Source organism: Halopseudomonas salina (assembly GCF_008641105.1).
Window position 1 is genome coordinate 181,870 of the sequence record NZ_VTTI01000006.1, and the last position, 23,613, is coordinate 205,482.

A 23,613-nucleotide genomic window follows, 5' to 3' on the forward strand; every position below is an offset into this window, starting at 1 on the left:
GGTCCTGCGGATATTAGTGTGGAGCGGGTGCAGTCAGGGTTAACCGGACCCCGGCGACAGCCAGCACCATGGCGCTGAGACCATCCCAGGCGGAGCCGGGCTGTTGCCCCTTTATCTGTTCATCAATCTGTTGCGCCGCCTGCAGCCACTGATCCCAGGCGGTCGCGGAATGCCGCTGCAGCGCTTGGCCCAACACAGGCTTGCGTTTGTCCCAGACCGGCGGGCGTTGGCTGGCGAAGACCCGGTCGAGGGGGATCTGCTGTTTGAGTCCATGGGCCATGCTGGCCAGGCTACGGATCTCCCGGGCCAGTGCCCAGAGTATTATGGGGGCTTCGACCCCTTCACCGCGTAAGCCCTGCAGAATTCTGAGCGCTTGTGCGGCCTGGCCCAGCAGCATGGCATCGACCAGCGAAAACACATCGAAACGGGCGCTGTCGGCAACTACCTTCTGGACCGTCTCCAGATCGAGATGACCGGCGTCACAGTACAGTTTGAGTTTCTGGATTTCCTGCTCGGCTGCGAGCAGATTGCCCTCGACCCTGGTACTCAGCAGATCGAGTGCTTCTGCACTGGGCGTAATACCCTCGGCAGCCAGCCGCTCGCGCATCCAGCCGGGCAATTGCTGGGCATCCACTGGCCATATCTGGAGAAAGCGGCTGTTGGCATGCTCGGTCAGTGCCTTGGCCCACTTGGTGCGCTGGGTACTGCCATCGAGTTTGGGCAGGCTGATCAGTAATGTGGTGTCAGGCGGTGGGCTGTCGAGCCAGGCCAGTATTGCCTTGGCGCCCTCATCCCCGGGTTTGCCGCCCGGTATGCGCAGCTCGACAAGGCGTTTTTGAGCAAAGAGTGACAGGCTGTGGCTGGTGTCATGTAGCTGGCCCCAGTCGAAGGAGCGGTCCACATGGAAGACCAGCCGTTCCTCACTGCCATCGCGCCGGCACGCAGCCCGGACCTGGTCGGCCGCTTCACCGGCAAGCAGCGGTTCGTCGCTGCTGATTGCATACACCGGGGCCAGGCTTTCCTTGAGTTGGCGCGCCAACTGGCCAGCGTTGAGTTTCATCCGGCCTCAGGGCGTCTGTTGGCTGTCAAGCGCCTGCTCGCGGGCCGAGAGCTCGCTTTCGCTCAGGCTGGACAGGCGAAACAGCAACTGCCGGGTAAGATCATTGCGCATCTCGCGGCGCAGCAGATCTTCTTCCTCGCTGGTACCGGTCAGGTTATCGCTATCGTTGACAAAGAGTCGCTGGGATTTGAGTGTTGCCGGGCCTACCAGAGCCCGGCCACGCTCGTCGCTGATCTGGAAAGTGAGACTGGTCTCCAGCTCGAATTCGGCTGGTGTAGCACGGCTCGTATAGCTGACGGCAGTCTTGTCCTCACGCTCTTCGAGCAGTTGCAGATGATAGGGAGCGGTTTGGGTTATTTCCACGCCATCGATTTGCAGTGCCTGGCGGATATTGCGATACAGCTGGCCGTAGCTGTTGCGCGCGCTTAGCTGCAGCTCCTCGAGTTGGACGTTATCCACGCCAGTACCGCGTAGGTGGAACCCACAACCACTGAGCGCGAGACTCAGGGCTATCAGCATGCAGCCAAGCAACTGGCGATGATGGTTCGTTAACATGTTGGCTCTCCGTTGCATGTCAGTTGGCGACAATATTGACCAGCTTACCGGGCACCACAATCACCTTGCGGATGGTCAGGCCTTCGGTAAAGCGCAGGACGTTTTCATTGGCGCGCGCGATTGCTTCTATTGTTTCCCGCGTTGCCGCGGCTTCGACTTCGATATGCCCGCGCAGCTTGCCGTTCACCTGAATCACCAGTTGCAGGGTGTCCTGGACCAGAGCGGACTCATCCAGCACCGGCCATTGTGCCTGTACTGCCAGATCCTCGTGGCCAAGTGCATGCCAGAGACCATGGCTGATGTGCGGGGTAATCGGCGCTAACAGCAGCACGACCGCCTCAAGGCCTTCCTGCAGCAGGGCGCGATCCTGATTGCTGGCCTGCGGCGCTTTCTCCAGCACATTCATCAGGGTCATGATGGCGGCGATCGCGGTATTGAACTTGTGATTCTGGCCGATATCCTGGCTTGCCTGACGGATCGCCAGATGAATCGCACGGCGCACGGCTTTCTGGTCATCATCCAGGCGCGTCTTGTCCAGCTTATGCGTTGGCCCTGCAGTAACGTGTTGATGCGCCAGACGCCAGACCCGGCGCAGGAATCGATGCGCACCCTCGACTCCGGTATCCGACCATTCCAGACTCATATCCGGCGGCGAGGCGAACATCATGAACAGACGACAGGTGTCGGCACCGTACTGATCGATCATCGATTGCGGGTCAACGCCGTTGTTCTTGGATTTCGACATCTTCTCGACGCCGCCAATTTCCACCGGTTGTCCGTCACTGGCCAGGCGGGCCGCGACGATCTTGCCCTTGGCGTCACGTTCGACTTGAACGTCCGCTGGGTTGAACCAGACCTTGGAGCCGTTTTCGGCCAGACGGTAGTAGGTTTCGGCAATTACCATGCCCTGGGTCAACAGGTTCTTGAACGGCTCATCGGAGTCGAGCAAGCCTTCATCGCGCATCAGTTTATGGAAGAAGCGGGCGTAGAGCAGGTGCAAAATGGCGTGCTCGATGCCCCCGATGTACTGATCGACCGGCAGCCAGTAGTTCGCAGCGGCGGGATCGACCATGCCCTGTTCAAAGTGCGGTGAGGCGTAGCGGGCGAAATACCAGGAGCTTTCGACAAAGGTGTCCATGGTGTCGGTTTCACGCTTGGCCGGTGCGCCGCAGGTAGGGCAGCTGCATTCGTAGAATTCGGGCATGCGGGCAAGGGGGCTGCCATTGCCGTCGGGCACTACATCTTCGGGCAGTATGACGGGCAACTGGTTCTCGGGTACCGGCACATCTCCGCAGGTGTCGCAGTGGATGATCGGGATCGGGCAGCCCCAATAGCGTTGACGGCTGATACCCCAGTCACGCAGACGATATTGAGTGCGTGGTGCGCCCAGGTCTTTCTGTGACAGCACCTCACCGATGGCTTCCAAGGCACTGGCAAAGTCGAGCCCATCGAACTCTTCTGAGTTGATCAGTTCACCCTTCTCGCCATAGGCATCCTGCCATGGTTCCGGCGTTTCATCCCCAGCGCTGGTGCGCACAACCGGTTTGATGGGTAGCCCGTACTGGTTGGCAAAATGGAAGTCGCGTTCATCGTGGGCAGGCACGGCCATGACGGCACCCTCGCCATAGGTCATCAGCACGTAATTGGCGACCCACACCGGCAGCTTTTCGCCGGTCAGGGGGTGCTCGACGAACAGGGACGTCGGCATACCCTTTTTTTCCTGGGTGGCGATATCGGCTTCAGCCACGCCGCCACGCTTGCATTCATCGATAAAGCTTTGCAGTTGTGGGTTACCTTTGGCAGCGATGGTGGCCAGCGGATGTTCCGCTGCAACTGCCATATAGGTCACACCCATCAAGGTGTCAGGGCGGGTGGTGAAGACCTTGAGCTTGCCGTTCTCGCCAATACTTGCCTGGTCGTAGGGGAAGTGCACTTCCATACCTACCGACTTGCCAATCCAGTTACGTTGCATGGTCTTGACTTGCTCAGGCCAGCCGGTCAGGCCGTCCAGGGAAGTCAGCAGTTCTTCCGCGTAGTCGGTTATACGGAAATAATACATCGGTATTTCGCGTTTCTCGATCAACGCGCCGCTGCGCCAGCCCCGGCCGTCGATAACCTGCTCGTTGGCCAGAACAGTCTGGTCGATCGGATCCCAGTTGACGGTGCCGTTCTTGCGATAGATAACGCCCTTCTCGAACAGCCGGGTAAACAGCCACTGCTCCCAGCGATAATACTGTGGCGTACAGGTGGCAAATTCCCGCGACCAGTCCATCGCCAACCCCAGGCTTTTCAGCTGGGTGCGCATGTAGTCGATGTTGTCGTAGGTCCACTTGGCCGGCGCTACGTTGTTGTTCATTGCCGCATTTTCCGCAGGCATGCCGAACGCGTCCCACCCCATGGGTTGCAGCACGTTGCGGCCCTGCATGCGATGGTAGCGGCTGATCACGTCGCCGATGGTGTAATTGCGCACGTGCCCCATGTGCAGCTTGCCGCTGGGGTAGGGGAACATGGACAGGCAGTAGAAGGTGTTCTGGTCCGGAGTCTCGGTTACCTTGAAGACTTCGTTGCGGGTCCATTCTGTCTGGGCTGTGCTTTCTATATCGCGGGGAGAATACTGTTCTTGCATGTGAACGGTCTGGGCTCGTCTGGCGGAAAAGGTAGTCATGCAGCGCGGGTCTGCGGTGATCCCGGAGACGCCCTTGGAGCAGTCAATCGATGCTGGACAGGCCGCTGCATAAATCAATAGCGCAGGATACACCACCGGGCTGCAAGCAGGTAGCCCATGCCATTCGTCGCCGCGGACCTGCGTAGCGGCTCAAGGCAACTATGCTCAGGTTATCTGGCGAGCGGATTTTCAACGCAGGCCTACACCAGAGGAGACGAGTTTCATGAAAGGGACGGTACCCGAATCGCACGAGCGGAGCCGGGATTCCTCCTACGGACGACTGTTGCGTCGTCTGGATCAGGCAATGGATATGGCGCGCACGCGCCAGTGGATGGAGGGAAACCCTCCGGCTCTGACGGAGCTGGAGCTCAACGGCCTGACACAGGAGGATCAACGGCTGCTCTGGCGTATTCTGCAGGCACTGGAGAGCGGCGTTTCACTTCCTGGTGGCGGGGGCAATTCTGCGAGCTCGCTGGCGCTTTACCGCGCAGCCTGCGAGACAGGCCAGCACCACTAGCCATAATGGCCAGTCTGGCCAGTGCAAATAGGGCGTCAGCCCTGTGCGGGGCTGCACTTCGCCAGTCAGTACCGCCTGCTCGAACTGCGGTATGCGCTGGGTAATTCTGCCCCGATGATCAATCAGCGCGGTCACCCCGTTGTTGGTGCCGCGGATCATCCAGCGGCCGCTTTCCATTGCCCTCATGCGCGCCATCTGCAGGTGCTGCAGGGGGCCGATCGAACGACCAAACCAGCTATCATTGCTGATGGTAATGAGCAGCTCGCTTTGCGCTGCCAGGCGTGCGGCAAAATGCGGGTATACCGCTTCATAACAGATGAAGGGCGCGAGTCGGTATCCGGCGGCTTTTAGTGGCTGCTGAACGGCAGGTCCGCGGGTAAAGCTCGACATGGGCAGGTCGAAGAAGGCGATCAAACCGCGCAGGACCTCCTCCAGTGGAACATATTCGCCGAAGGGGACCAGTTTGTGTTTCAGGTATTGCTCATCCTGCTGACCCGCAACCATGATGCCATTATAGATCTGTAGTACATCATTGTCGTACTCATCCACCGGGATGCCGGTAATCAGTGTGGTGCCCTGTTCCGCAAGGCGCGCGGCCATGCCGTTGGTAAAGGCCAGCGCCTGGCTCTGCAGAACCGGAACGGCGGTCTCGGGCCACAGGATCAGATCAACAGGCGCCAGGGCGATGCTCAGATCGCGATAGAGTGTCAGGGTCTGGTCAATGTGATCCGGATCCCATTTGCGTGACTGGGGGATGTCCGCCTGAATCAGTGCAACTGACAACGGCGAGCCGGTAGGTTGCGTCCATTCCAGTGTGGAAAGGCCCATACCGCCCAGCCAGATGACCAGCAACAGGGCAGTGCCCGTGCTGGCTGACCGGATACTCCGCCACAGGCCCGGCTCGCTCAGCAGGCAGGCGGACAAAACGCTCAGAAAGCTCAACAGCCAGACGCCGCCTAGCGGCGCCCAACCTGCCAGCCAGGTGTCGGTATGCCCATATCCGTGGTAGAGCCAGGGAAAACCAGTGAGAAACCAGCCGCGGAAAACCTCCTGCAGCACCCAGAGCGCAGCAAATCCCCAGCAGGCCAGCCAGGGATTGCCTGTGGGCCGCAACCAGCGGGCCCATAGCCATGCCATCAGCGCGATCACCAGGGCCAGACCGGCGACAAAGCCGGCGGTCAGCAGTCCGGCGAGAATCGGCGAAGCATAGCCATGCACATGGATGCTGATATATACCCAGGATACGCCGCTGGCGAACAGACCCAGACCCCAGAACCAGCCGCGCAGTGCTGCCTGACCGGGTTGTAATTGTTGGAGCCCCTGGAACAGCAAGGCGACCGAGAGCAGACCCAGCGGCCACAGCCCGAAAGGGCTGAGCGCAAGGGTACTCAGCGCGCCTGCCAGCAGAGCCAACAGATGGCCCGGCCAGCCGGGCGCGCGCAGCCAGTTGAGTAGGGTGTTCAGCAGGGGCATGGCATTCTCAGGATTCGACGACGGTTACCCGCAGCAGGTGCACCCGGCGGCTGTCTGAATTGAGCACGCGCACGCGGAACCCGTCCAGCTCGACGACCTCGTTGCGTCTTGGCAAATGACCAAATGCATTCATTACCAGGCCGCCCACGGTATCGAATTCCTCATCCGGGAACTCGGTGCCGAAATGCTCGTTGAAGTCTTCGATCGGAGTCAGCCCCTTAACCAGGAAATCACCGCTATGCAGCGGCTTGATCTGGCTGTCTTCGTCTATGTCGTGCTCGTCTTCGATGTCACCGACAATCTGCTCAAGCACGTCCTCGATGGTCACCAGGCCGGAAACGCCGCCGTACTCGTCAATCACGATAGCCATGTGATTGCGCGTGGCACGAAACTCCTTGAGGAGCACGTTCAAGCGTTTGGACTCGGGCACGCAGGTGGCCGGACGGAGGATTTCCTTGATGTTGAAACGCTCGGTGTTTTCCTCTAGCAGCAGGGGCAGCAGGTCCTTGGCGAGGAGAATACCCAGCACATCATCCAGGCTGTCGCCGGTGACCGGGAACCGCGAGTGGGCCGCCTCGATCACTTCAGGCAGAAACTCGCGGGGTGACTGGCTCGAGCGGATGGTGATCATCTGCGAGCGTGGGATCATGATGTCGCGTACCTGCATGTCGGAGACCTGCAGCGCGCCCTCGATAATCGACAGTGCCTCGATATCCAGTACTTCGTTGGCATGCGCTTCGCGCAACAGTTCCAGCAGTTCCTGGCGGTTCTTGGGTTCATGGACAAAAGCCTGGACCAGTTTGTCCAGCCAGGTCTTGTGTCCGTTGGTCGATCGATCTTCGCTCATGGTTCCTTTCTACTCGTTGTGGAAATGTGTATAGCGTTTGGAAACAGTTGTAATAGGTATTGTGTTACAGGGATTCGCTCAAATACGGGTCGGCAATACCCAATTGCGCCAGCAGCTGGCGCTCCAGCGATTCCATTTCATCGGCTTGTGCATCTTCCATATGGTCGTAGCCAATCAGATGCAGGCAGCCGTGAATGACCATGTGGGCCCAGTGTGCCTGCAACGGCTTTTCCTGCTCCTCGGCTTCGCGCGCCACAACAGGAGCGCAGATCACCAGATCGCCCAGCAACGGTATATTCAGCTCGGGTGGCAGGTCGGCAGGAAAGGACAGCACATTGGTCGGATAGTCCTTGTGCCGGTATTCCCGGTTGAGAGTCTGGCTTTCTTCCTCGTCGACCAGGCGAATAGTCAGTTCGTGGCCGGGTCGGTCCGAGAGGGCGAGCCCGGCCCAGTGCCTGAAGCTCTCGTCGTCGGGCAGCTCGGCAGCAGTGCTGGCGCGCTGTATATCCAGTTCGAGGGGTGCCGGATCAGGACTCATTACTGCGTTCCTTGCGCTCGCCTTCCTGACGCAACTCGAAGCGGTCGTAGGCCTCGACAATGCGCTGCACCAGCGGGTGGCGCACCACGTCCTTGGATTTGAAGTGGGTGAAGCCGATACCTTTCACGTCTTTGAGGACATCAACAACGTGTGACAGGCCCGACTTGGTACCGCGGGGCAGGTCGACCTGGGTCACGTCACCAGTTATTACCGCGGTGGAACCAAAGCCGATGCGCGTCAGGAACATCTTCATCTGCTCCAGCGTGGTGTTCTGGCTTTCATCCAGAATAATAAAGCTGTTATTCAGGGTGCGGCCACGCATGTAAGCCAGGGGAGCGACTTCGATTACCTGCTTTTCGATCAGCTTGGCCACGTTCTCGAACCCGAGCATCTCGTAGAGCGCGTCATACAGCGGGCGCAGGTAAGGGTCGATCTTCTGTGCCAGATCCCCCGGCAGAAAACCGAGTTTCTCGCCGGCCTCGACCGCGGGACGGACCAGCAGGATGCGCCGCACCTGTTCCCGCTCCAGCGCATCAACCGCGCAGGCAACGGCAAGATAGGTCTTGCCGGTGCCGGCCGGACCAATGCCGAAATTGATGTCGTATTCCTGAATTGAACGCACGTAGCTTTGCTGGTTCGGCCCGCGCGGCTGAATCGCCATGCGTCGGGTGCGCAAAACTACAGGTGCATTCCCTGCGCCGTTGTAGAGAGTCTCGCTGAGATTCTCCAGCCCGGATTCCTGTAGAAACAGGTGAACCGTATCGGGAGCCAGTTCGGCCTGGTCACGGGTTTCCCGGTACAGCTGGCGCAGCACTGCTTCAGCCGAGCGGGCCAGTTCGGCCTCGCCAATCAGCTCGAATTGATTGCCGCGATTACGAACCTCAAGACCCAGGCGCTGCTCGATGAGCAGAAGATGTTCATCGAACTGGCCGCACAGGCTGGCCAGGCGGCGGGGGTCGACGGGTTCGATGCTGAAACGATGGATGTGCAGGGGAGCGTTCAAAATAATCTGTCAGTAACCTCGTAATAGTCGGGAAATCACAGCATAGCGCGCCAGAGGCGCGATGCAAAGATGCCGCGATCAGCGGTCTGCGCGCACCGCGGGTGCGCGTTCCGGAAGGGCTTGCGGGCGTGTTTGAATGGACGGTTCAGTGGACGGTCTCGGCCATCAGCGTGCCACGCAGGGAATGCGGCAGAGCCTCATCGATAACCACGTCCACGAACTGTCCTATCAGGCGCGGATTGTCGCAGCGGAAGTTGACGATACGGTTGTGCTCGGTCCGGCCCTGGAGCATGCCTGGGTCCTTCTTAGAGTAATCACTGACCAGAATGCGCTGCACCGTGCCGATCATGCGACGACTGTTGTCGAATCCCTGCTGATTCAGACGATTCTGCAGAATTTGCAGACGCTGCTTCTTGACCTCGACAGGCGTTGTGTCGGGCAGGTCAGAGGCCGGTGTGCCGGGTCGGGCGCTGTAGATAAAGGAGTAGGAGAAATCGAATCCGACGTCCTCTACCAGCTTCATCGTCTGCTCGAAATCCTTTTCGGTCTCGCCGGGGAAGCCGATGATGAAGTCCGAGCTCAGAATCATGTCCGGCACCGCCGCACGCAACTTGCGCACCCGCGATTTGTATTCCAGGGCAGTGTGATTGCGCTTCATGCCAGCCAGCACCCTGTCTGAGCCGGACTGGACTGGCAGGTGGAGGTACTTGACCAGTTCCGGCACTTCGGCATGGGCGCGAATCAGGCTGTCGGAAAACTCCAGCGGATGCGACGTGGTGTAGCGGATACGGTCGATGCCGTCGATCTCGGCGATCACGCGAATCAGGTCGGCCAGGTCGGCTATCGTGCCTTCATGGGTCTGACCGCGATAGCCATTGACGTTCTGGCCCAACAGGGTGATTTCACGCACGCCGTTTTCGGCAAGATGTATGCACTCTGCGAGCACGTCATCGAAGGGGCGGCTGACTTCTTCGCCTCGGGTGTAGGGCACCACACAGAAGCTGCAGTATTTGCTGCAGCCTTCCATGATCGAGACGAACGCAGTAGGGCCGTCAACGCGGGGTTCGGGCAGACGGTCGAATTTCTCGATTTCCGGGAAAGACACATCAACCTGCGGCTTGTTTGTAGTGCGTGCGGCGTTGATCATTTCCGGCAGCCGGTGCAGCGTCTGCGGGCCAAAAACCACATCCACGTAGGGTGCGCGGTCGCGAATGGCCGAGCCTTCCTGGCTGGCCACGCAGCCGCCGACGCCGATGATCAGGTCAGGATTCTTTTCCTTCAGTGGTCGCCAACGGCCCAATTCGGAAAAAACCTTTTCCTGGGCTTTCTCACGAATCGAACAGGTATTGAGCAGGATGATATCGGCTTCATCCGGGCGATCGGTCATTTCCATCGCCTGGTTTTCACCAAGCAGGTCGGCCATGCGCGAGCTGTCATACTCGTTCATCTGGCAGCCGTGGGTCTGAATAAAGAGTTTCTTGGCCATGGGATGCGCTGGGCGTAGCCTCGTCAAAAGCGAAATTATACACTGATGAGGAAGCCGATGTCCTGCGCTGTGGTATCATCCGCGCCCGTCGGATGCACTGGTCCGGCTCGCTTGCCACAGGTTCTTACAGTTCAGCTATGAGCAAAGACAAACAACCGATTTTTCGCGTGATCTTCCTCAATCAGGGGCAGGTGTACGAGTTGTATGCGCGCAACATATTCCAGAGCGATCTCTGGGGATTCCTGGAAATAGAGGAATTGCTCTTCGGTGAGCGTTCCCAGTTGCTGGTTGATCCTGCGGAAGAAAAGCTCAAGACCCAGTTCGAGGGTGTGGAGCGCAGTTTTATCCCCCTGCAGTCGATTGTGCGCATAGATGAAGTTGAGCGAATCGGTCAGGCCAAGATCAGTGAAGCCAAAGGCGGTGGTAACGTCATGAGCTTCCCGATGCCTCCGCAAAACTGATCAAGCATCAAGGATCAGGGGACTCAACGGCGGGGACTGAGGGGCCGATCGGACCTGGCTGCTGATTCTGCAGTTGCTGCAGCTGTTCTTCGCGGAGTTGGGTCAGATAATCGCGGAACAGCGTACCCAGTACATGGGTGGCTACTGAAAGCTCGTTCTCGTTCATCTGCAGTGCTATCCGGTCGCTGGCATCCATGGCCGCTTCCTCGCCGTTGACTGCCGACATTTTCAGAATGATGTACGCCTGGGGCAGATTACGGGTAACGCCTTCTCCCTGGTAGTGCATGAGCCCCAATTGGTACTGCGCGCGGGGGTGCCCTTGAATTGAGGCCCGCTCGAACCACTCTAGGGCCTTTTCGATGTCGCGCTCGACCCGTTCACCCTGGTAAAAGAACTCCCCCATTTCATATTGTGCCTGCAGGTCGCCATTTTCTGCGGCGCTGCGGCAGGCCTCCAGTGCCAGCTCCAGGCTCTCATCATCCACCCGGTTGAAGGCACACCTTTCCTCGGTACTGACCAGCAGGGGATTGCCGTCCTGCTCCTGCGCGTACACCGTCGTGCTGGTAATTCCAGTCACCAGGCAGAGGAACAGAAAGGGTTTGCGCATGGGAATGATCATGACTCTGAAGGTGTCTCGTGTTCGGGTTGATTCTGGCTATCATTGTGCGCCTGTTCGGCAAGCACGCCAACCGCCATTCCGGCGGCTATGAAGCCGGGTATCAACCAGCTGGCGTGGCTCGAGGCATCCAGCAGGCTCAGCAACGGCAGTTGGCCGGTAAGTCCGCTGATCAGCGTCGGCGCCAGCAGGCAAACGATGGCAGCCAGACAGAGAATGCCCACCCTGCGGTCCCTGCCGATGTTGAGTAAGCCGCTTGCAGCCAGCCCCACTGCGCCGATCAGAGTCAGCAGCCAGAGGTAGCCCGTCTGCCACTCCAGGTACCGCGACAGCTCGTAGAAAGCGAGAATGCCCAGAATGATGCGGCTCCATATCACCGGCTGCCAGCGCCAGCCGCTGGCCAGATAGAGGCACGCAAACCCCAGCAGGGGCAGGCTCATATGTTGCGCCGCAAGCCCCATGATGCGTTGGGCATGCTCGACGCTCTTGCCAACCATGTCCCATTGCACAAACGCCAGGGGCAGGGCGCTACTGGCAACCAGCACCAGAGCGACCAGGCCGGCGGTTATGGCGCCCCGTGCGCCTTCGCGTCGGCCAACTCTATGGCGCCAAAGCCACACGCAGAGTCCCAGCGCACTTGCTCCAAGCAGCACATAGACGATGGCAGTCATAGGGCGGCAAAGGCCTTTTCTGCCGCATCCAGCGTGAGTTTGAGCTCGGTTTCGCCGTGGGCAATGGAAGTGAAGCCAGCTTCGAACGCACTGGGCGCCAGGTAAACGCCGCCAGCGAGCATCAGATGGAAAAAGCGCTTGAAGCGTTCCACATCGCCTGCCATCACATCATCAAAGGTCAGAATGTCATCGGCTCCGGAGAAATACAGGCCAAACATGCCACCTGCCTGGGTGGTAACAAAGGGTATTGACGCCGCGTCGGCCCGCTCCTGCAGCCCTGCGAGCATCCGTGCTGTGTAGTCGCTCAGCTCGGCGTGGAAGCCGGGGCGCTTGAGCAGTTTCAGCGTGGTCAGGCCGGCGGCCATGGCCAGCGGATTACCTGACAGGGTGCCGGCCTGATAAACCGGCCCCATGGGAGCGATCACCTCCATGATGTCGCGCTTGCCGCCGAAGCAGCCTACGGGCATCCCACCACCGATAATCTTGCCGAAGGTGGTGATGTCCGGTGTGACGCCATAGTGCGCCTGGGCGCCGCCGAGGGCCACGCGAAAACCGGTCATTACCTCATCGAATATCAACACCACACCATGCTGATCACAGAGCTGGCGCAAGCCCTCCAGAAAGCCCGGCACCGGTGGCACGCAGTTCATGTTGCCGGCCACTGGCTCGACGATAATGCAGGCTACGCTGCTGCCCAATTCCGTGAGCATGGTCTCGACGGCGCCGATGTCATTGAATGGCAGTGTCAGGGTGTGCTTGGCAAAATCGGCAGGAACGCCAGCCGAACTGGGCACGCCCTGGGTAAGAGCGCCTGAACCGGCCTTGACCAGCAGGCTGTCGGAGTGCCCGTGGTAGCAGCCCTCGAACTTGATGATGTTGTCGCGACCGGTATAGCCGCGGGCAAGCCGGATGGCGCTCATGGTGGCTTCGGTGCCCGAGCTGGTCATGCGTACCATCTCCATGGAGGGGACCAGGCTGCAGACCAGATCGGCCATCTCGGTTTCCATTGCCGTCGGCGCGCCAAAGGACAGGCCATGCTGCAGCTGCTCGCGAACTGCATCCAGCACCGCCGGGTGGGCATGACCGAGAATCATCGGTCCCCAGGAACCGACATAGTCGACGTAGCGCTTGTCGTCCTCGTCTACTACGTAAGCACCCTCGGCATGCTTGAAGAAAAGCGGCGTGCCGCCGACGCTTTTGAAGGCGCGTACCGGCGAGTTCACGCCGCCAGGTATGTGTTTCTGGGCGTTGGCAAAGAGGGTTTCGGAGCGGGACATGGAGGGTTCCTTCAAAATGTTGACTGGAAGAGTTCGGTAAAACCGCGGGCACGACGCTCGACTTCGACAGCACTGGGCGCGCCGAACAGGCCATTGACCACGGCGAGCATGTTGGCGCCGGCGCCAATAAGCTGCGGGGCGTTATGCAGCGTGATACCGCCGATGGCCACTATGGGCAGGCTGAATCGCTGACGAGCCTGCTCCAGCAGCACCGGCGTCGCCTGGGGCGTACCGGGTTTGGTAACGGACTGGAAAAAGCGGCCGAAGGCGATGTAGCTGGCACCGGCGGCCTGGGCCTGTTCGGCAAACATCAGGTCGGCGTGGCAGGTTGCGCCAATGATTGCGTTATTGCCGAGTTGTGCACGGGCTTCGCGCAGGCATCCGTCATCACGACCCAGATGCAGGCCCACACCCAATTCAGCAGCCAGCGGCAGATCATCATTGATGATCAGTGTTGCCCCATAATATTCGCACAGGCCCTTGAGCTGCCTGGCCTCGTCGAGCCGGCGAGCCGGATCGTCTGACTTGTCCCGGTATTGCAGTATCCGCGCGCCACCTGCGAGGGCAGCGTCTACCCAGGGCAAGAGTCGGCCCTGGGTGAGCAGATGACTGTCGGTGATCGCATACAGACCGTGGAGCTGTTCACTCATGAACAGAAATCCAGCGGTAGCCGCCGGGGCACGTACTGACCCAGGCCGGGCTGCTCGGCATCACGCAGAGTCCGCCAGGTATAGTCCAGCGCCGAGCGTACTGCGCTGACCAGCTCCTCCCCGAGCGCCAGGCGGCCGGCCAGGGCGCTGGCCAGGGTGCAGCCGGATCCGTGGTAATTGCCTGGCAGGCGCTGGCAGGTAAAGGTGTGCTGACTGCCGTCCCGGCAATACAAGCGGTTGTGAATTTCGCTCTCATCGCCATGGCCGCCGGTAATCAGCAGGTTACGACAGTAAGGCAGCAGCCGGGCGGCGCATTCATCGGCAGTGCCTTCGGGCAGCTCGGCCAGAATGCGCGCCTCGGGCAGATTGGGTGTGGCAATCAGAGCAATAGGCAGCAGATTTTCCCGCAGGGCCAGGGCGACGTCGTCCTTGCCCAACGAGCCACCGCCCCCTGCGCGCAGCACCGGATCGCATACCAGCGGGAGTTCAGGGTGATCCTGCAGCAACTCGATGATGGTCTCGACCATGGTCAGGTTGCCCAGCATGCCGAGCTTTACCGCCGACACGGGCATGTCATTCAGCACCGCGTTGGCCTGAGCCAGCACCCATTCGCGGTCTAGCACGCGGAAGTCGCTGACATTCACGGTGTTCTGTACGGTCAGTGCTGTTATTGTTGGCGCTGCATGACAGCCCTGGGCTATCAATGCCTCGATATCGGCCTGCAGGCCGGCTCCGCCGGACGGATCATGACCGGAAAGACAGAGAACCACGGGGCGAAAAGGGAGTAGTGTTTTCATGGGCTAAGCTTACCATCATGCGTTGGGTGTCGGCAGGGGAGCAGCAGTGCTTTGCGGCCGGTAATTATCACCGGACGTATCTTGGGCCGCCATGGCCTGTGGGCGAATTCTCAACTGACAACCTACAAAAATAATTGGAGTAGAGCATGCGTGCGATAGATCAGTGGTTCGATCAGTACGGAGAAAGTCATCAAAACGCGGTCAACAAGCTGCTGCACTGGATCTGTGTGCCATTGATAACCTTCAGTGTTCTGGGCATCCTCTGGGCAATTGATCCTTGGGTGTCGGTAATAGCGGTGGCCGCTGCCATGGCCTTCTATACGATGTTGTCCTGGCGGATAGCGGCTGTGATGCTGGTGGTCAGCCTGCTCATGCTGCTGACTCTCTGGAACATGACCGTTGTTTTCTGGCCCTGCGTCGCGATTTTTGTGCTGGCCTGGATCGGTCAGTTCATCGGCCATCACCTGGAAGGTAAAAAACCATCCTTTTTCAAGGATCTGCAGTTTCTGCTGATTGGTCCGATCTGGCTGGTTGGCGCGCTATTCCGGACAGTCGGACTGCGCTACTAGGTAACCGCGAGTCTCGTCTCGACAGGCAGGTCGGCAGCGTAATAGCTATGCCTGACAGTTATTGGCAGCCGCGTTCAGTTCCCGCCACTGACCCGGCTGCAGATCCCCCAAAGTCCAGTCGCCAATTCGTACCCGAACCAGGCGCAGCGTCGGCAAGCCGACCGCTGCAGTCATGCGGCGCACCTGCCGGTTGCGGCCCTCACGTATGGTAACGCTCAGCCAACTGGTAGGGATATTGGCCCGGTAGCGCACCGGTGGGTCCCGTGGCCATAGCTCAGGCTCGGCAATCTGCTCCACATCGGCAGGCAAGGTGGGGCCGTCCTTCAGGGTAACGCCATGACGCAGCGCCTGCAGTTGGATTTCGGTAGGTACTCCGTCGACCTGCACCCAGTAGGTTTTCGCCAGTTTGTGTTTCGGGTCGGTTATGCGTGCCTGTAAATGCCCGTCGTTTGTCAGCAGTAACAGACCTTCGCTGTCGCGATCCAGGCGGCCAGCCGGGTAGATACCTGGCACGTCGACAAAATCCTTGAGTGTCCGGCGGCCTTGTCCATCGGTGAACTGGGTTAGTACATCAAACGGCTTGTTCAGTGCCACAAGCAGGCAGACGGCCGGCCGCGGTGCGGGCTTGCGGCGCGGGGTTGTCGACTTGCCAGAAATTGGGGGGGTAGGGCGTCGAGGGTGTTTGGCAGGCATAGGCAAATCTGACAGTGGGTGAACAGGTGATGCTAGTGCGGGCCGGTAGATGTGTCGAGCCGAATTCCGGGAGTGGCCGAGTTCCATCTCGGCCGAGGAAGTTGAAATCAACGCCAGAAAATCAACCCGCCGGCGTTGCGCGTGCCACCAGGGCCGCGACATCGGTACCGCGCGGTAGGGTGCCGAAGGCGCGGCCGTGCCCGGCTATACGGCTGGCGATAAAGGCGTCGGACACTGTTGCATTGCCCGCCTCAAGCAGTAGTTTGGCCTGTAACGCTACGGCCACGTCTTCGGTCAGCTGCCGGGCGCGGTACTGGATGTCATCGGTATCGCCAAAATCCGCCTTTATCTGCTGGATATGGCGGGTCAGGTGAGCATCGCCGTGACCGTCTCCCAGTTCGCTGAACAGCACCTCCAGAACGCCCGGCTCCTTTGACAAGGCGCGCAGCACGTCCAGGCATTGCACATTGCCCGAGCCTTCCCATATCGAATTTACCGGCGCTTCGCGGTACAGCCGCGGCATGATGTTTTCCTCCACGTAACCGGCGCCGCCGAGGCATTCCTGGGCCTCATTGATCATTCCCGGCGCGCGTTTGCATATCCAGTATTTGCCTATTGCGGTGACCAGCCGGGCGAATTTTTTCTCGTGTTCGTCGCTGCCGCTGTCGATTGCCTTGCCCATGCGCATGGTCAGTGCCAGCGCGGCTTCGCTCTCCAGGGCAAGATCAGCCAGCACGTTCTGCATCAATGGTTGCTCGGCCAGCGGGCGGCCGCCTACTGCGCGGTATGCGCAGTGGTGTGTAGCCTGGGTCAGGGCCTGGCGCATCAGCGAGCTGGAGCCGATCATGCAATCAAAGCGGGTCAGCGAGACCATCTCGATAATGGTCGGGATGCCGCGGCCTTCTTCGCCAACCATCCAGGCCAACGCACCACGGTACTCCACTTCGCTCGAGGCATTGGCCCAGTTGCCGAGCTTGTTTTTCAGGCGCTGGATGTAAAACTGATTGCGGCTACCGTCAGGCCGGTGGCGGGGCAGCAGAAAGCAGCTCAAGCCTTTTTTGGTCTGCGCCAGGGTCAGGAATGCGTCGCACATCGGCGCTGAACAGAACCATTTATGGCCGACCAGTTCGTATGCCTGGCCTGGTCCGCCGGCGCCAATGGGCTGCGCGCGGGTGGTGTTGGCGCGTAGATCAGTGCCGCCCTGCTTCTCGGTCATCGCCATACCTATGGTCGCGCCCGTCTTCTGCCCTATCGGCAGATTGCGCGGATCGTACTGGCCCGAGAGGATCTTGGGCAGCCACGTCTCGGCCAGATCTGGCTGCATGCGCAGGCTCGGGATACACGCGTAAGTCATGGTCATCGGGCAGCAGGTGCCTGATTCAATCTGGTTGTGCAGGTACATGCTCGCCGCCCGAGCGACATGCGCGCCTGGCCTGGAGTTCGCCCAGGGCGCAGATGTTATGCCCTGGGCGATGCCTGCGGTCATCAGCTCATGGTAGGCGGGATGAAATTCAACCACATCGATCCGGTTGCCAAAGCGATCATGACTTTTCAATACAGGCTTGTTCTCGTTGGCGAGAAAGCCGGCCTGCATCAACGAGTCCCCGGTGAGTTTGCCATAGGCCTCCAGGTGCTCATCGGCCCAACCGCCGCCGAAGCGACGTACCCACTCCTGCAATGGCAGGTCCGCGCGGTACAGGTTGATACCTTCCAGGGGCGGAGCCTGATTGGTGACCTCATGGGTTTCCGCATACAGCGAGGCGTGGTCAGTGGTTTGCATGGTCAGACTCCTTGGCGCCGAGGGCGCGCAGACAGAACAGGGTGAGGGCGCTGGTGACGCTTTCGAGGCTTTCGCTGGGCAGGCCGCTGGCCCTGAGCGCACGTGCCTGTGGGGACAGCGGACCGATCAGTGATTCGGCCACGGTACCGACCATGCAGGCCGCAGTGACAGGGATATTGGGTACATTGAAGCTGCCGTCAGCGTTACCTTCACGAATCAGCCGGGTGAAGAGTTCGGCATAGGCCTCGCGGTAGCGCAGCCGCTGGGCATCAACCTCTGCTTCGACGGGTTCGGCGATCAATGCGTAGGCCAGCTGTCGGCTGTGCCAGGCGCGGGTGGCGAACTGGGTGATACCCCGGCGCAATCGGTGCGCCGCGTCACCCTGACTAGCGAAAGCGACTTTCAGGCTGTCTATTTCAACCCGGGTTGCGCGCGTGAAGACTTCGCAGGCCAGTGCTGCCTTGCCAGGAAAGTAGCGATACAGGCTGCCGGTAGCAATGCCTGCGCTTTCTGCCAGGGAGTTCATGGTCAGTGCGGCGAAGCCGCCATCGGCTACCTGGTGCAGCGCGCAACCCAGAATGTGTTCGCGCAGAGCCTGGTCACGCTCGAGTCGGGCTTCAGTAGTGCGATAGGCCATTGTATGAATCCTGATTCATCTATTCGAACAGTGAATCAGGATTCAGATCTTCATGCAGGAGGGAATTGCGCCATAGGGGCGGGGTTTTCAGACGTCCAGTTGTCCGATGAGGACTGCTTTGATAACGAAGCCCATGACGCCGAGTCCAAGGCCGGTGAAGAGAACTGCAGTGCCGTATCGGCCTGCTTTTGATTTTTTTGCCAGATCCCAGACGATGTAGCCCATGAATGCAACCAGAGCAAAGATCATCAGGGGCATGGCCAAGGCTTCAAATTCTTGATAGCTCACAAAACTCTCCCATTCGATAAAAGTTATTGATCTGGGTCAACATTATACCGAAATCTCTGCCTGGGGCCTGTGGTGCCTTGTCGCAGGTGTAAGGTTGGTGACGCTAGGATACGGAATTTTGCAGATGGCCAAGTGGCAGTTCGGTGCTGCCGACTATCTGGTTAAGTACGAAGCTTGAGCGTACGCTCGATACGCCGTCGATACGCGTCAGGCGGCCCAACAGGAACTGCTGGTAGTGTTCCATATCGGGAACGACGACCCGCAGCTGATAGTCTGCGTCCATACCTGTGACCAGGCAGCAATCGAGCACTTCGGGGCAGTCGCGGATCGCGGTTTCAAAGCCTGCAAAGCGTTCAGGTGTGTGTCTATCCATGCCGATCATCACAAAAGCGGTGAGGGTCAGGCCCAGTCGACGTGGCTCAAGCAGCGCGACCTGACGCCGTATATAGCCGCTGTCTTCCAACTGCTTGACCCGCCTTGAGCAGGGCGAAGGCGATAAGCCGATATGTTCTGCCAGTTCCTGGTTGCTGATGCTTGCGTCATGCTGCAATGCGGCAAGTATCTTCAGGTCGTAGCGGTCGAGATTGTGATCATTTGTCATGTTTTGATCCTTTATTGCTCAATAAAACGTAATAAGCATAATATATTGCTGAAAGGTAACGCATATGTGCAATATTAGACAAGAAATGCCGCCATGGGAGGGGTAATATAGTCCCAAGTTCGAAGCCAAGGCCGGTTCGTCCAGTCCGCTCCCCTATCCCGGGAGAGGAAGGCAAAAATCCTACCGGATTCTCGCCAGCCGGCCTCCCAGCTCACAAGGCCCGGGAATCAGGCAGCCTCCTATCCGGATGTGTACAGGACGCTAAAAAGAACGGCCGGCTCCATAGGGAAGCCGGCCGTTCTTTTGTATGGGGCCTGCGTGTTGCCATTGAACGCTACATTCCGGCCTGGTCTAGACCGGGTCCGTGTGAATCAGTACATCGACCTGGGGAAAACGCTCGACCAGCGCCGTACGTACTGATTCGCCCAGCTCATGGGCCTCCAGCAGCGGCATGTCGGCGGGTAGTTCCACGTGCATCTGCATGAACCAGAGGTGGCCGGACTGGCGACTGCGAAAATCATGCACGTCCAGCACGCCGGGCACGGCACGCGCCAATGCCAGGGCCTCGGTGCGCACTTCATCGGGCAGCTCGTGATCCATCAGAATCTGTATTGCATCAAGCCCGATACGCACGGCGCTATAGCCGATATATACCGCGATGCCCAGGCCCATCACCGCGTCAGCACGCTGGATGCCGTAGCTAGCCAGCAGCAGCGCGACTATGACACTGCCATTGAGAAGCAGATCCGAACGATAATGAAGCGCATCGGCACCGATTGCTGTTGAGCCGGTGCGTGCGATTACATGCTTTTGAATCGCCAAAAGGCCCAGCGTTGCAATGATCGAAAGAACCATTACCCCGATGCCAAGCCATGTGGCGGCGATGGGCTGAGGGTTGACCAGATGGTCAATACCCTGCAGCAATACCAGCAGCGCTGACCCGGTGATGAAGGCCGACTGGGCCAGGCCTGCGAGCGCCTCGGCCTTGCCGTGCCCGAAGCGATGCTCCTGATCCGCTGGCTTCAACGCGTAACGTACGGCGAACAGGTTGATGATCGAGGCGGCACTGTCCATCAGCGAATCAATCAGTGAGGCCAGTATGCTGACTGATCCTGATGCCATCCAGACGCCACTCTTGAGGGCAATCAGACTGAAAGCCACGGTTACCGAGGCGTATGTGGCTAGCTTGAGCAACCGTTCCCGTTCAGGGAGCTCCAGGTGATTGGGCTGAGTCATCACGCGCGCGACGGCAGACCCAAGGCTGCCATTTGCACAGCATCGGGGTGGTCCAGCTGCTGGGCGCGCTCAAGCGGCAGGTCCAAACCAATCTCCTCCTGAAGCAGCGCTTTGAGCTTGACGGTGTCCACCTGGCCATCTGCTCCCACAGCCTTGTTCAATTGCTCAGGGGCAATACTGTAGCGGTTGTCTGGCAGATAGATGGCGCCGGTGGCGAAATCCACAGCAAAGGCGATTACGCCGGGTATGACATAGAAGAGCAGGCCGATACCGTTGAGAATGGCCACGCCCGAGTCGATCTGGCCGCTTATCTGGCCACGGCGCTCAGGATAAAAAATGGTGCCGCAGGCTGCCAATTGGCTGGTAAGGGCCGTGACTAGCAGGGCGGAGGCCAGGGTTTTCATTCGCATGATCGAGTCTCTTGAGGTTGCTGGGTCTGAGTCGGGAACGTCGACGGGGCTACACCCCGCGGTGCGCATTTTATAGGGGTATGATAGCGGCTTTTACCGATGGTGCCGCAACCGAATGAATGATTTGCCCGTCAACCTGATCCTGCCTGAACTCAAGCGCGCGTTGGCTGCCAATCCCGCTGCAGTGCTGCAGGCACCACCGGGTGCTGGCAAGACCACGGTGGTGCCCTTGGCTCTGCTCGATAGCGACTGGCTTGTCGGACAGAAGATCATCATGCTCGAGCCGCGTCGCCTTGCTGCGCGGGCTGCGGCAGAGCGGCTCGCGCAGTTGCTTGGCGAACCGGTAGGACAGACGGTGGGTTACCGCATCAGACTCGAGAGTCGAGTCAGTGCTGCTACGCGTATCGAAGTGGTGACCGAGGGAATCCTGCAGCGCCTGCTCCAGGCTGACCCCGAGCTGCCCGGCGTCGGTTTGGTTATCTTCGATGAGTTTCACGAACGTAGTCTGGACGCTGACCTGGGGCTGGCGCTGTGCCTGCAGACCCAGCAATACCTGCGCGATGCCGCACCGCTGAAACTGCTGGTCATGTCGGCAACTCTCGATGCGGCCGCGGTCTGTGACCTTCTTGATGGTGCGCCTCTGATCAGCAGCCAGGGCAGGCAATACCCGGTGGACGTGCGCTACGGCAATCCCGTCAGACCGGGTCAGCCGGTGGATTATCTGGTCGTGCAATGCGTGCTCCAGGCACTGGCCGAGGAGAGCGGCAGCATTCTGGTGTTCCTGCCCGGGGTCGGCGAGATCCGCAGGGTACAACGTCAATTGCAGGAGGCCCTGGCAGCGCAGAACGAGGTGCAGGTGATCCCCCTGCACGGCGAACTGGATTTTGCCAGTCAGCGCCAGGCAATCGAGCCTGCGGCCCAGGGCCAGCGCAAGGTTGTGCTGGCCACTTCGATTGCCGAAACCAGCCTGACCATTGAGGGGGTGCGAGTAGTGATTGACTGCGGTCTCGCCCGGCAACCCGCCTTCGACCCGGTCTCGGGTATGACGCGCCTGCATACTGTCAGGGTGTCCCGAGCCGCCGCAGAGCAGCGTGCGGGCCGCGCTGGTCGGCTCGAGCCCGGTGTTGCCTATCGTTTGTGGTCGGTAAGCCAGCAGCACCAACTGGCGGCGCGCAGCGAGCCGGAAATATTGCAGGCAGACCTGGCCCCGCTGGCTTTGCAACTGGCTGGCTGGGGCATTCAGGACCCAGCCGAGCTGGCCTGGCTAGATCAGCCGCCGTCGGCCGCCCTGCAGCAGGGCCGTGAATTATTGGAACGCCTCGGTGCATTGCGGCAAGCGGATAACGGCTGGTTGCAAACGCCCCATGGTCTGGCGATGGCCGGCCTGCCGATGCATCCAAGACTGGCTCATATGCTCCTGAAAGGTCAGCGCCTGGGGCTGGGTGAAATGGCCTGCCGCGTGGCAGCGGTGGTAAGCGAACGCGACCTGCTCCGCGGGATAGAGGACGCGGACCTGGCCCGTCGCCTGGCATTGTTTGATGACACCCGCGCGGAACCCTCGGCAGACCGCGGAGCATTACACCGGGCGCGCACCCTGGCAAAGCAATGGCACAGACTGGTCGAGCGCTCGCCTGTTCCCAGTCCCGTGAGCGATCCGCGTAACGAATCCTGGGCGGGCGTGCTCCTGGCCATGGCCTATCCCGATCGTATCGCCAGCCGTCGCGCAGAGCTGGGCAGCGAATATCGGCTGGCCAACGGCCGAGCCGCCGCCTTTGCCAACGTCGACAGCCTGCAAGGCCAGCAGTGGCTGGCAGTAGCCAGTCTGGGCGGCCACGCAGGACAGAGCAGCGCACGAATCTTTCTTGCCGCAGCACTGCTGCCGGAGCAAATAGAAGCGCATTTGCCAGAGTTGCTTGTCTCCCGTGAAACCCTGGAATGGGACGCCAGAAGCGAAACCTTGCTGGCCGAACGGCAGCAGATGCTGGGTGCGCTGGTCTTCAGCCGCAAGCCCCTCACGCAGATCGACCCCAGGCAACGAAGCCAGGCTCTCTGCCAGGTAGTCCGCAAGCAGGGTCTGGAGCTGCTGCCATGGACGCCGGCCCTGCGTCAGTGGCAGGCGCGCGTCAACCTGCTACGCGATCTGGATGTGCAAACCACAGCCGACAGCCGCTGGCCTGACCTCTCCGACCAGGCATTGCTTGATTCCCTAGAGCAGTGGCTGGCGCCATGGCTCGACAAGGTCACCCGACTGGCGCATTTCGGCAACCTCGACCTGAGCTCCATTCTGACCGGCCTCCTGCCCTGGCCCTTGCCTCGCGAACTGGACGAGCAGGCACCCACCCATTGGGAGGTGCCCACAGGCTCGCAGATTCGTATCGATTACAGTGACAGTCCTCCGGTGCTCGCGGTGCGTCTGCAGGAGATGTTTGGCAGTACCGATACTCCCCGCATTGCCGGTGGCCGGGTCGCGCTCAAGCTGCACCTGTTGTCGCCGGCCCGCCGTCCCGTGCAGGTCACCCAGGACCTGGCCGGTTTCTGGACCGGTAGTTACCTTGAAGTCAAAAAAGACATGAAAGGACGTTATCCCAAGCACTACTGGCCGGATGATCCACTGCAGGCAGAACCAACCACGCGCGCCAAGCCCCGCAAAAACTGAAGCCAGCACTCCCTATCCTGCCGAGCCTTGGCTTTTGACCCTGGACAGCAAACCCCTGTGATTCTTGAATATCGAGTCAGGCAGCCCCAGGCCGAGAGTCCACGCCGACACGCTGCAAGTACGTCCC

24 protein-coding genes are annotated in these 23,613 nt (G+C 60.0%); 4 read left to right on the forward strand and 20 right to left on the reverse strand.

From position 1 onward, the window contains the following. Nucleotides 1–13: 13 nt before the first annotated feature. Genes holA through leuS form a run of 3 tightly spaced genes read right to left on the reverse strand, consistent with a single transcriptional unit; the run spans nt 14 to nt 4,241 of the window. Nucleotides 14–1,060, reverse strand: a complete 1,047-nt coding sequence (gene holA, locus FZF01_RS11675; RefSeq protein ID WP_150278353.1) for a DNA polymerase III subunit delta — start codon at nt 1,058–1,060, stop codon at nt 14–16. Between the two features lie 6 nt (nt 1,061–1,066). Next, nucleotides 1,067–1,615: an LPS-assembly lipoprotein LptE gene (locus FZF01_RS11680; protein WP_188434400.1), complete on the reverse strand. Its 549-nt coding sequence runs from the start codon at nt 1,613–1,615 to the stop codon at nt 1,067–1,069. A 19-nt stretch (nt 1,616–1,634) separates the two neighbouring features. After that, nucleotides 1,635–4,241, reverse strand: a complete 2,607-nt coding sequence (gene leuS, locus FZF01_RS11685) for a leucine--tRNA ligase (RefSeq protein ID WP_150278355.1) — start codon at nt 4,239–4,241, stop codon at nt 1,635–1,637. Nucleotides 4,242–4,503: 262 nt separating this feature from the next. Here leuS and FZF01_RS11690 point away from each other — a divergent pair, with 262 nt between their 5' ends. After that, on the forward strand, nt 4,504–4,797 hold the full coding sequence (locus FZF01_RS11690) for a hypothetical protein (RefSeq protein WP_150278356.1): 294 nt from the start codon (nt 4,504–4,506) through the stop codon (nt 4,795–4,797). Here FZF01_RS11690 and lnt read toward each other — a convergent pair. The 5 genes from lnt to miaB all read right to left on the reverse strand — a co-directional run bounded on the left by lnt (nt 4,717) and on the right by miaB (nt 10,144). Beyond that, entirely contained in the window at nt 4,717–6,270 is a 1,554-nt protein-coding gene (gene lnt, locus FZF01_RS11695) for an apolipoprotein N-acyltransferase (protein WP_150278357.1), read from the reverse strand. The two genes, FZF01_RS11690 and lnt, sit on opposite strands and share 81 nt — an antisense overlap. 7 nt (nt 6,271–6,277) lie before the next feature. Continuing rightward, on the reverse strand, nt 6,278–7,117 hold the full coding sequence (locus FZF01_RS11700) for an HlyC/CorC family transporter (RefSeq protein ID WP_150278358.1): 840 nt from the start codon (nt 7,115–7,117) through the stop codon (nt 6,278–6,280). 64 nt (nt 7,118–7,181) lie between these two features. After that, nucleotides 7,182–7,655, reverse strand: coding sequence for an rRNA maturation RNase YbeY (gene ybeY / locus FZF01_RS11705; RefSeq protein ID WP_150278359.1), 474 nt, complete (start codon nt 7,653–7,655; stop codon nt 7,182–7,184). Continuing rightward, complete coding sequence (locus FZF01_RS11710; protein ID WP_150278360.1) at nt 7,645–8,658, reverse strand: PhoH family protein; 1,014 nt, start codon at nt 8,656–8,658, stop codon at nt 7,645–7,647. Before FZF01_RS11710 ends, ybeY begins: the two co-directional genes overlap by 11 nt. Before the next feature lie 145 nt (nt 8,659–8,803). Continuing rightward, nucleotides 8,804–10,144 (reverse strand): tRNA (N6-isopentenyl adenosine(37)-C2)-methylthiotransferase MiaB, encoded by a 1,341-nt coding sequence (gene miaB, locus FZF01_RS11715; RefSeq protein WP_150278361.1) that lies wholly within the window; start codon nt 10,142–10,144, stop codon nt 8,804–8,806. Nucleotides 10,145–10,281: 137 nt separating this feature from the next. On the opposite strand from miaB, the gene FZF01_RS11720 reads away from it, so the two are divergent. Next, a complete protein-coding gene (locus FZF01_RS11720; protein WP_150278362.1) occupies nt 10,282–10,605 on the forward strand; it encodes a DUF1820 family protein in 324 nt (107 codons plus the stop codon). Nucleotides 10,606–10,612: 7 nt separating this feature from the next. Here the strand turns inward: FZF01_RS11720 and FZF01_RS11725 are convergent, their stop codons facing one another. Genes FZF01_RS11725 through FZF01_RS11745 form a run of 5 tightly spaced genes read right to left on the reverse strand, consistent with a single transcriptional unit; the run spans nt 10,613 to nt 14,616 of the window. After that, a complete protein-coding gene (locus FZF01_RS11725; protein WP_188434398.1) occupies nt 10,613–11,212 on the reverse strand; it encodes a tetratricopeptide repeat protein in 600 nt (199 codons plus the stop codon). A gap of 8 nt (nt 11,213–11,220) precedes the next feature. Beyond that, nucleotides 11,221–11,892 (reverse strand): hypothetical protein, encoded by a 672-nt coding sequence (locus FZF01_RS11730; protein ID WP_150278364.1) that lies wholly within the window; start codon nt 11,890–11,892, stop codon nt 11,221–11,223. After that, entirely contained in the window at nt 11,889–13,169 is a 1,281-nt protein-coding gene (hemL, locus tag FZF01_RS11735; RefSeq protein WP_150278365.1) for a glutamate-1-semialdehyde 2,1-aminomutase, read from the reverse strand. Before hemL ends, FZF01_RS11730 begins: the two co-directional genes overlap by 4 nt. Nucleotides 13,170–13,180: 11 nt before the next feature. After that, nucleotides 13,181–13,819 carry a thiamine phosphate synthase gene (thiE, locus tag FZF01_RS11740; protein WP_150278366.1) on the reverse strand — a complete coding sequence of 213 codons (639 nt, stop codon included), beginning with the start codon at nt 13,817–13,819 and terminating at the stop codon, nt 13,181–13,183. Beyond that, a complete protein-coding gene (locus FZF01_RS11745; protein WP_150278367.1) occupies nt 13,816–14,616 on the reverse strand; it encodes a hydroxymethylpyrimidine/phosphomethylpyrimidine kinase in 801 nt (266 codons plus the stop codon). Before FZF01_RS11745 ends, thiE begins: the two co-directional genes overlap by 4 nt. A gap of 146 nt (nt 14,617–14,762) precedes the next feature. Between FZF01_RS11745 and FZF01_RS11750 the strand changes: the two genes are divergently transcribed. Next, nucleotides 14,763–15,185, forward strand: coding sequence for an Mpo1 family 2-hydroxy fatty acid dioxygenase (locus tag FZF01_RS11750; protein ID WP_150278368.1), 423 nt, complete (start codon nt 14,763–14,765; stop codon nt 15,183–15,185). Between the two features lie 45 nt (nt 15,186–15,230). Here FZF01_RS11750 and FZF01_RS11755 read toward each other — a convergent pair whose 3' ends face one another. From FZF01_RS11755 to FZF01_RS11785, 7 genes are all read right to left on the reverse strand, one after another. Then, a complete protein-coding gene (locus FZF01_RS11755) occupies nt 15,231–15,878 on the reverse strand; it encodes a pseudouridine synthase (protein ID WP_150278369.1) in 648 nt (215 codons plus the stop codon). A gap of 121 nt (nt 15,879–15,999) precedes the next feature. Further along, the gene (locus tag FZF01_RS11760; protein ID WP_150278370.1) at nt 16,000–17,658 is read right to left on the reverse strand and encodes an acyl-CoA dehydrogenase family protein; all 1,659 of its coding nucleotides are present in this window, start codon (nt 17,656–17,658) and stop codon (nt 16,000–16,002) included. Next, complete coding sequence (locus FZF01_RS11765) at nt 17,645–18,295, reverse strand: TetR/AcrR family transcriptional regulator (RefSeq protein WP_150278371.1); 651 nt, start codon at nt 18,293–18,295, stop codon at nt 17,645–17,647. The genes FZF01_RS11760 and FZF01_RS11765 overlap by 14 nt, the downstream gene beginning before the upstream one ends. 87 nt (nt 18,296–18,382) lie before the next feature. Beyond that, nucleotides 18,383–18,583 (reverse strand): DUF2788 domain-containing protein, encoded by a 201-nt coding sequence (locus FZF01_RS11770; protein ID WP_373286434.1) that lies wholly within the window; start codon nt 18,581–18,583, stop codon nt 18,383–18,385. Between the two features lie 103 nt (nt 18,584–18,686). Further along, entirely contained in the window at nt 18,687–19,184 is a 498-nt protein-coding gene (locus tag FZF01_RS11775) for an Lrp/AsnC family transcriptional regulator (protein WP_150278372.1), read from the reverse strand. Nucleotides 19,185–19,535: 351 nt separating this feature from the next. Beyond that, on the reverse strand, nt 19,536–20,420 hold the full coding sequence (locus tag FZF01_RS11780) for a cation diffusion facilitator family transporter (RefSeq protein WP_150278373.1): 885 nt from the start codon (nt 20,418–20,420) through the stop codon (nt 19,536–19,538). After that, complete coding sequence (locus FZF01_RS11785) at nt 20,420–20,830, reverse strand: polyribonucleotide nucleotidyltransferase (RefSeq protein ID WP_150278374.1); 411 nt, start codon at nt 20,828–20,830, stop codon at nt 20,420–20,422. The genes FZF01_RS11780 and FZF01_RS11785 overlap by 1 nt, the downstream gene beginning before the upstream one ends. Nucleotides 20,831–20,945: 115 nt before the next feature. On the opposite strand from FZF01_RS11785, the gene hrpB reads away from it, so the two are divergent. Further along, nucleotides 20,946–23,486: an ATP-dependent helicase HrpB gene (gene hrpB / locus FZF01_RS11790; protein WP_150278375.1), complete on the forward strand. Its 2,541-nt coding sequence runs from the start codon at nt 20,946–20,948 to the stop codon at nt 23,484–23,486. Nucleotides 23,487–23,613 lie beyond the last annotated feature (127 nt).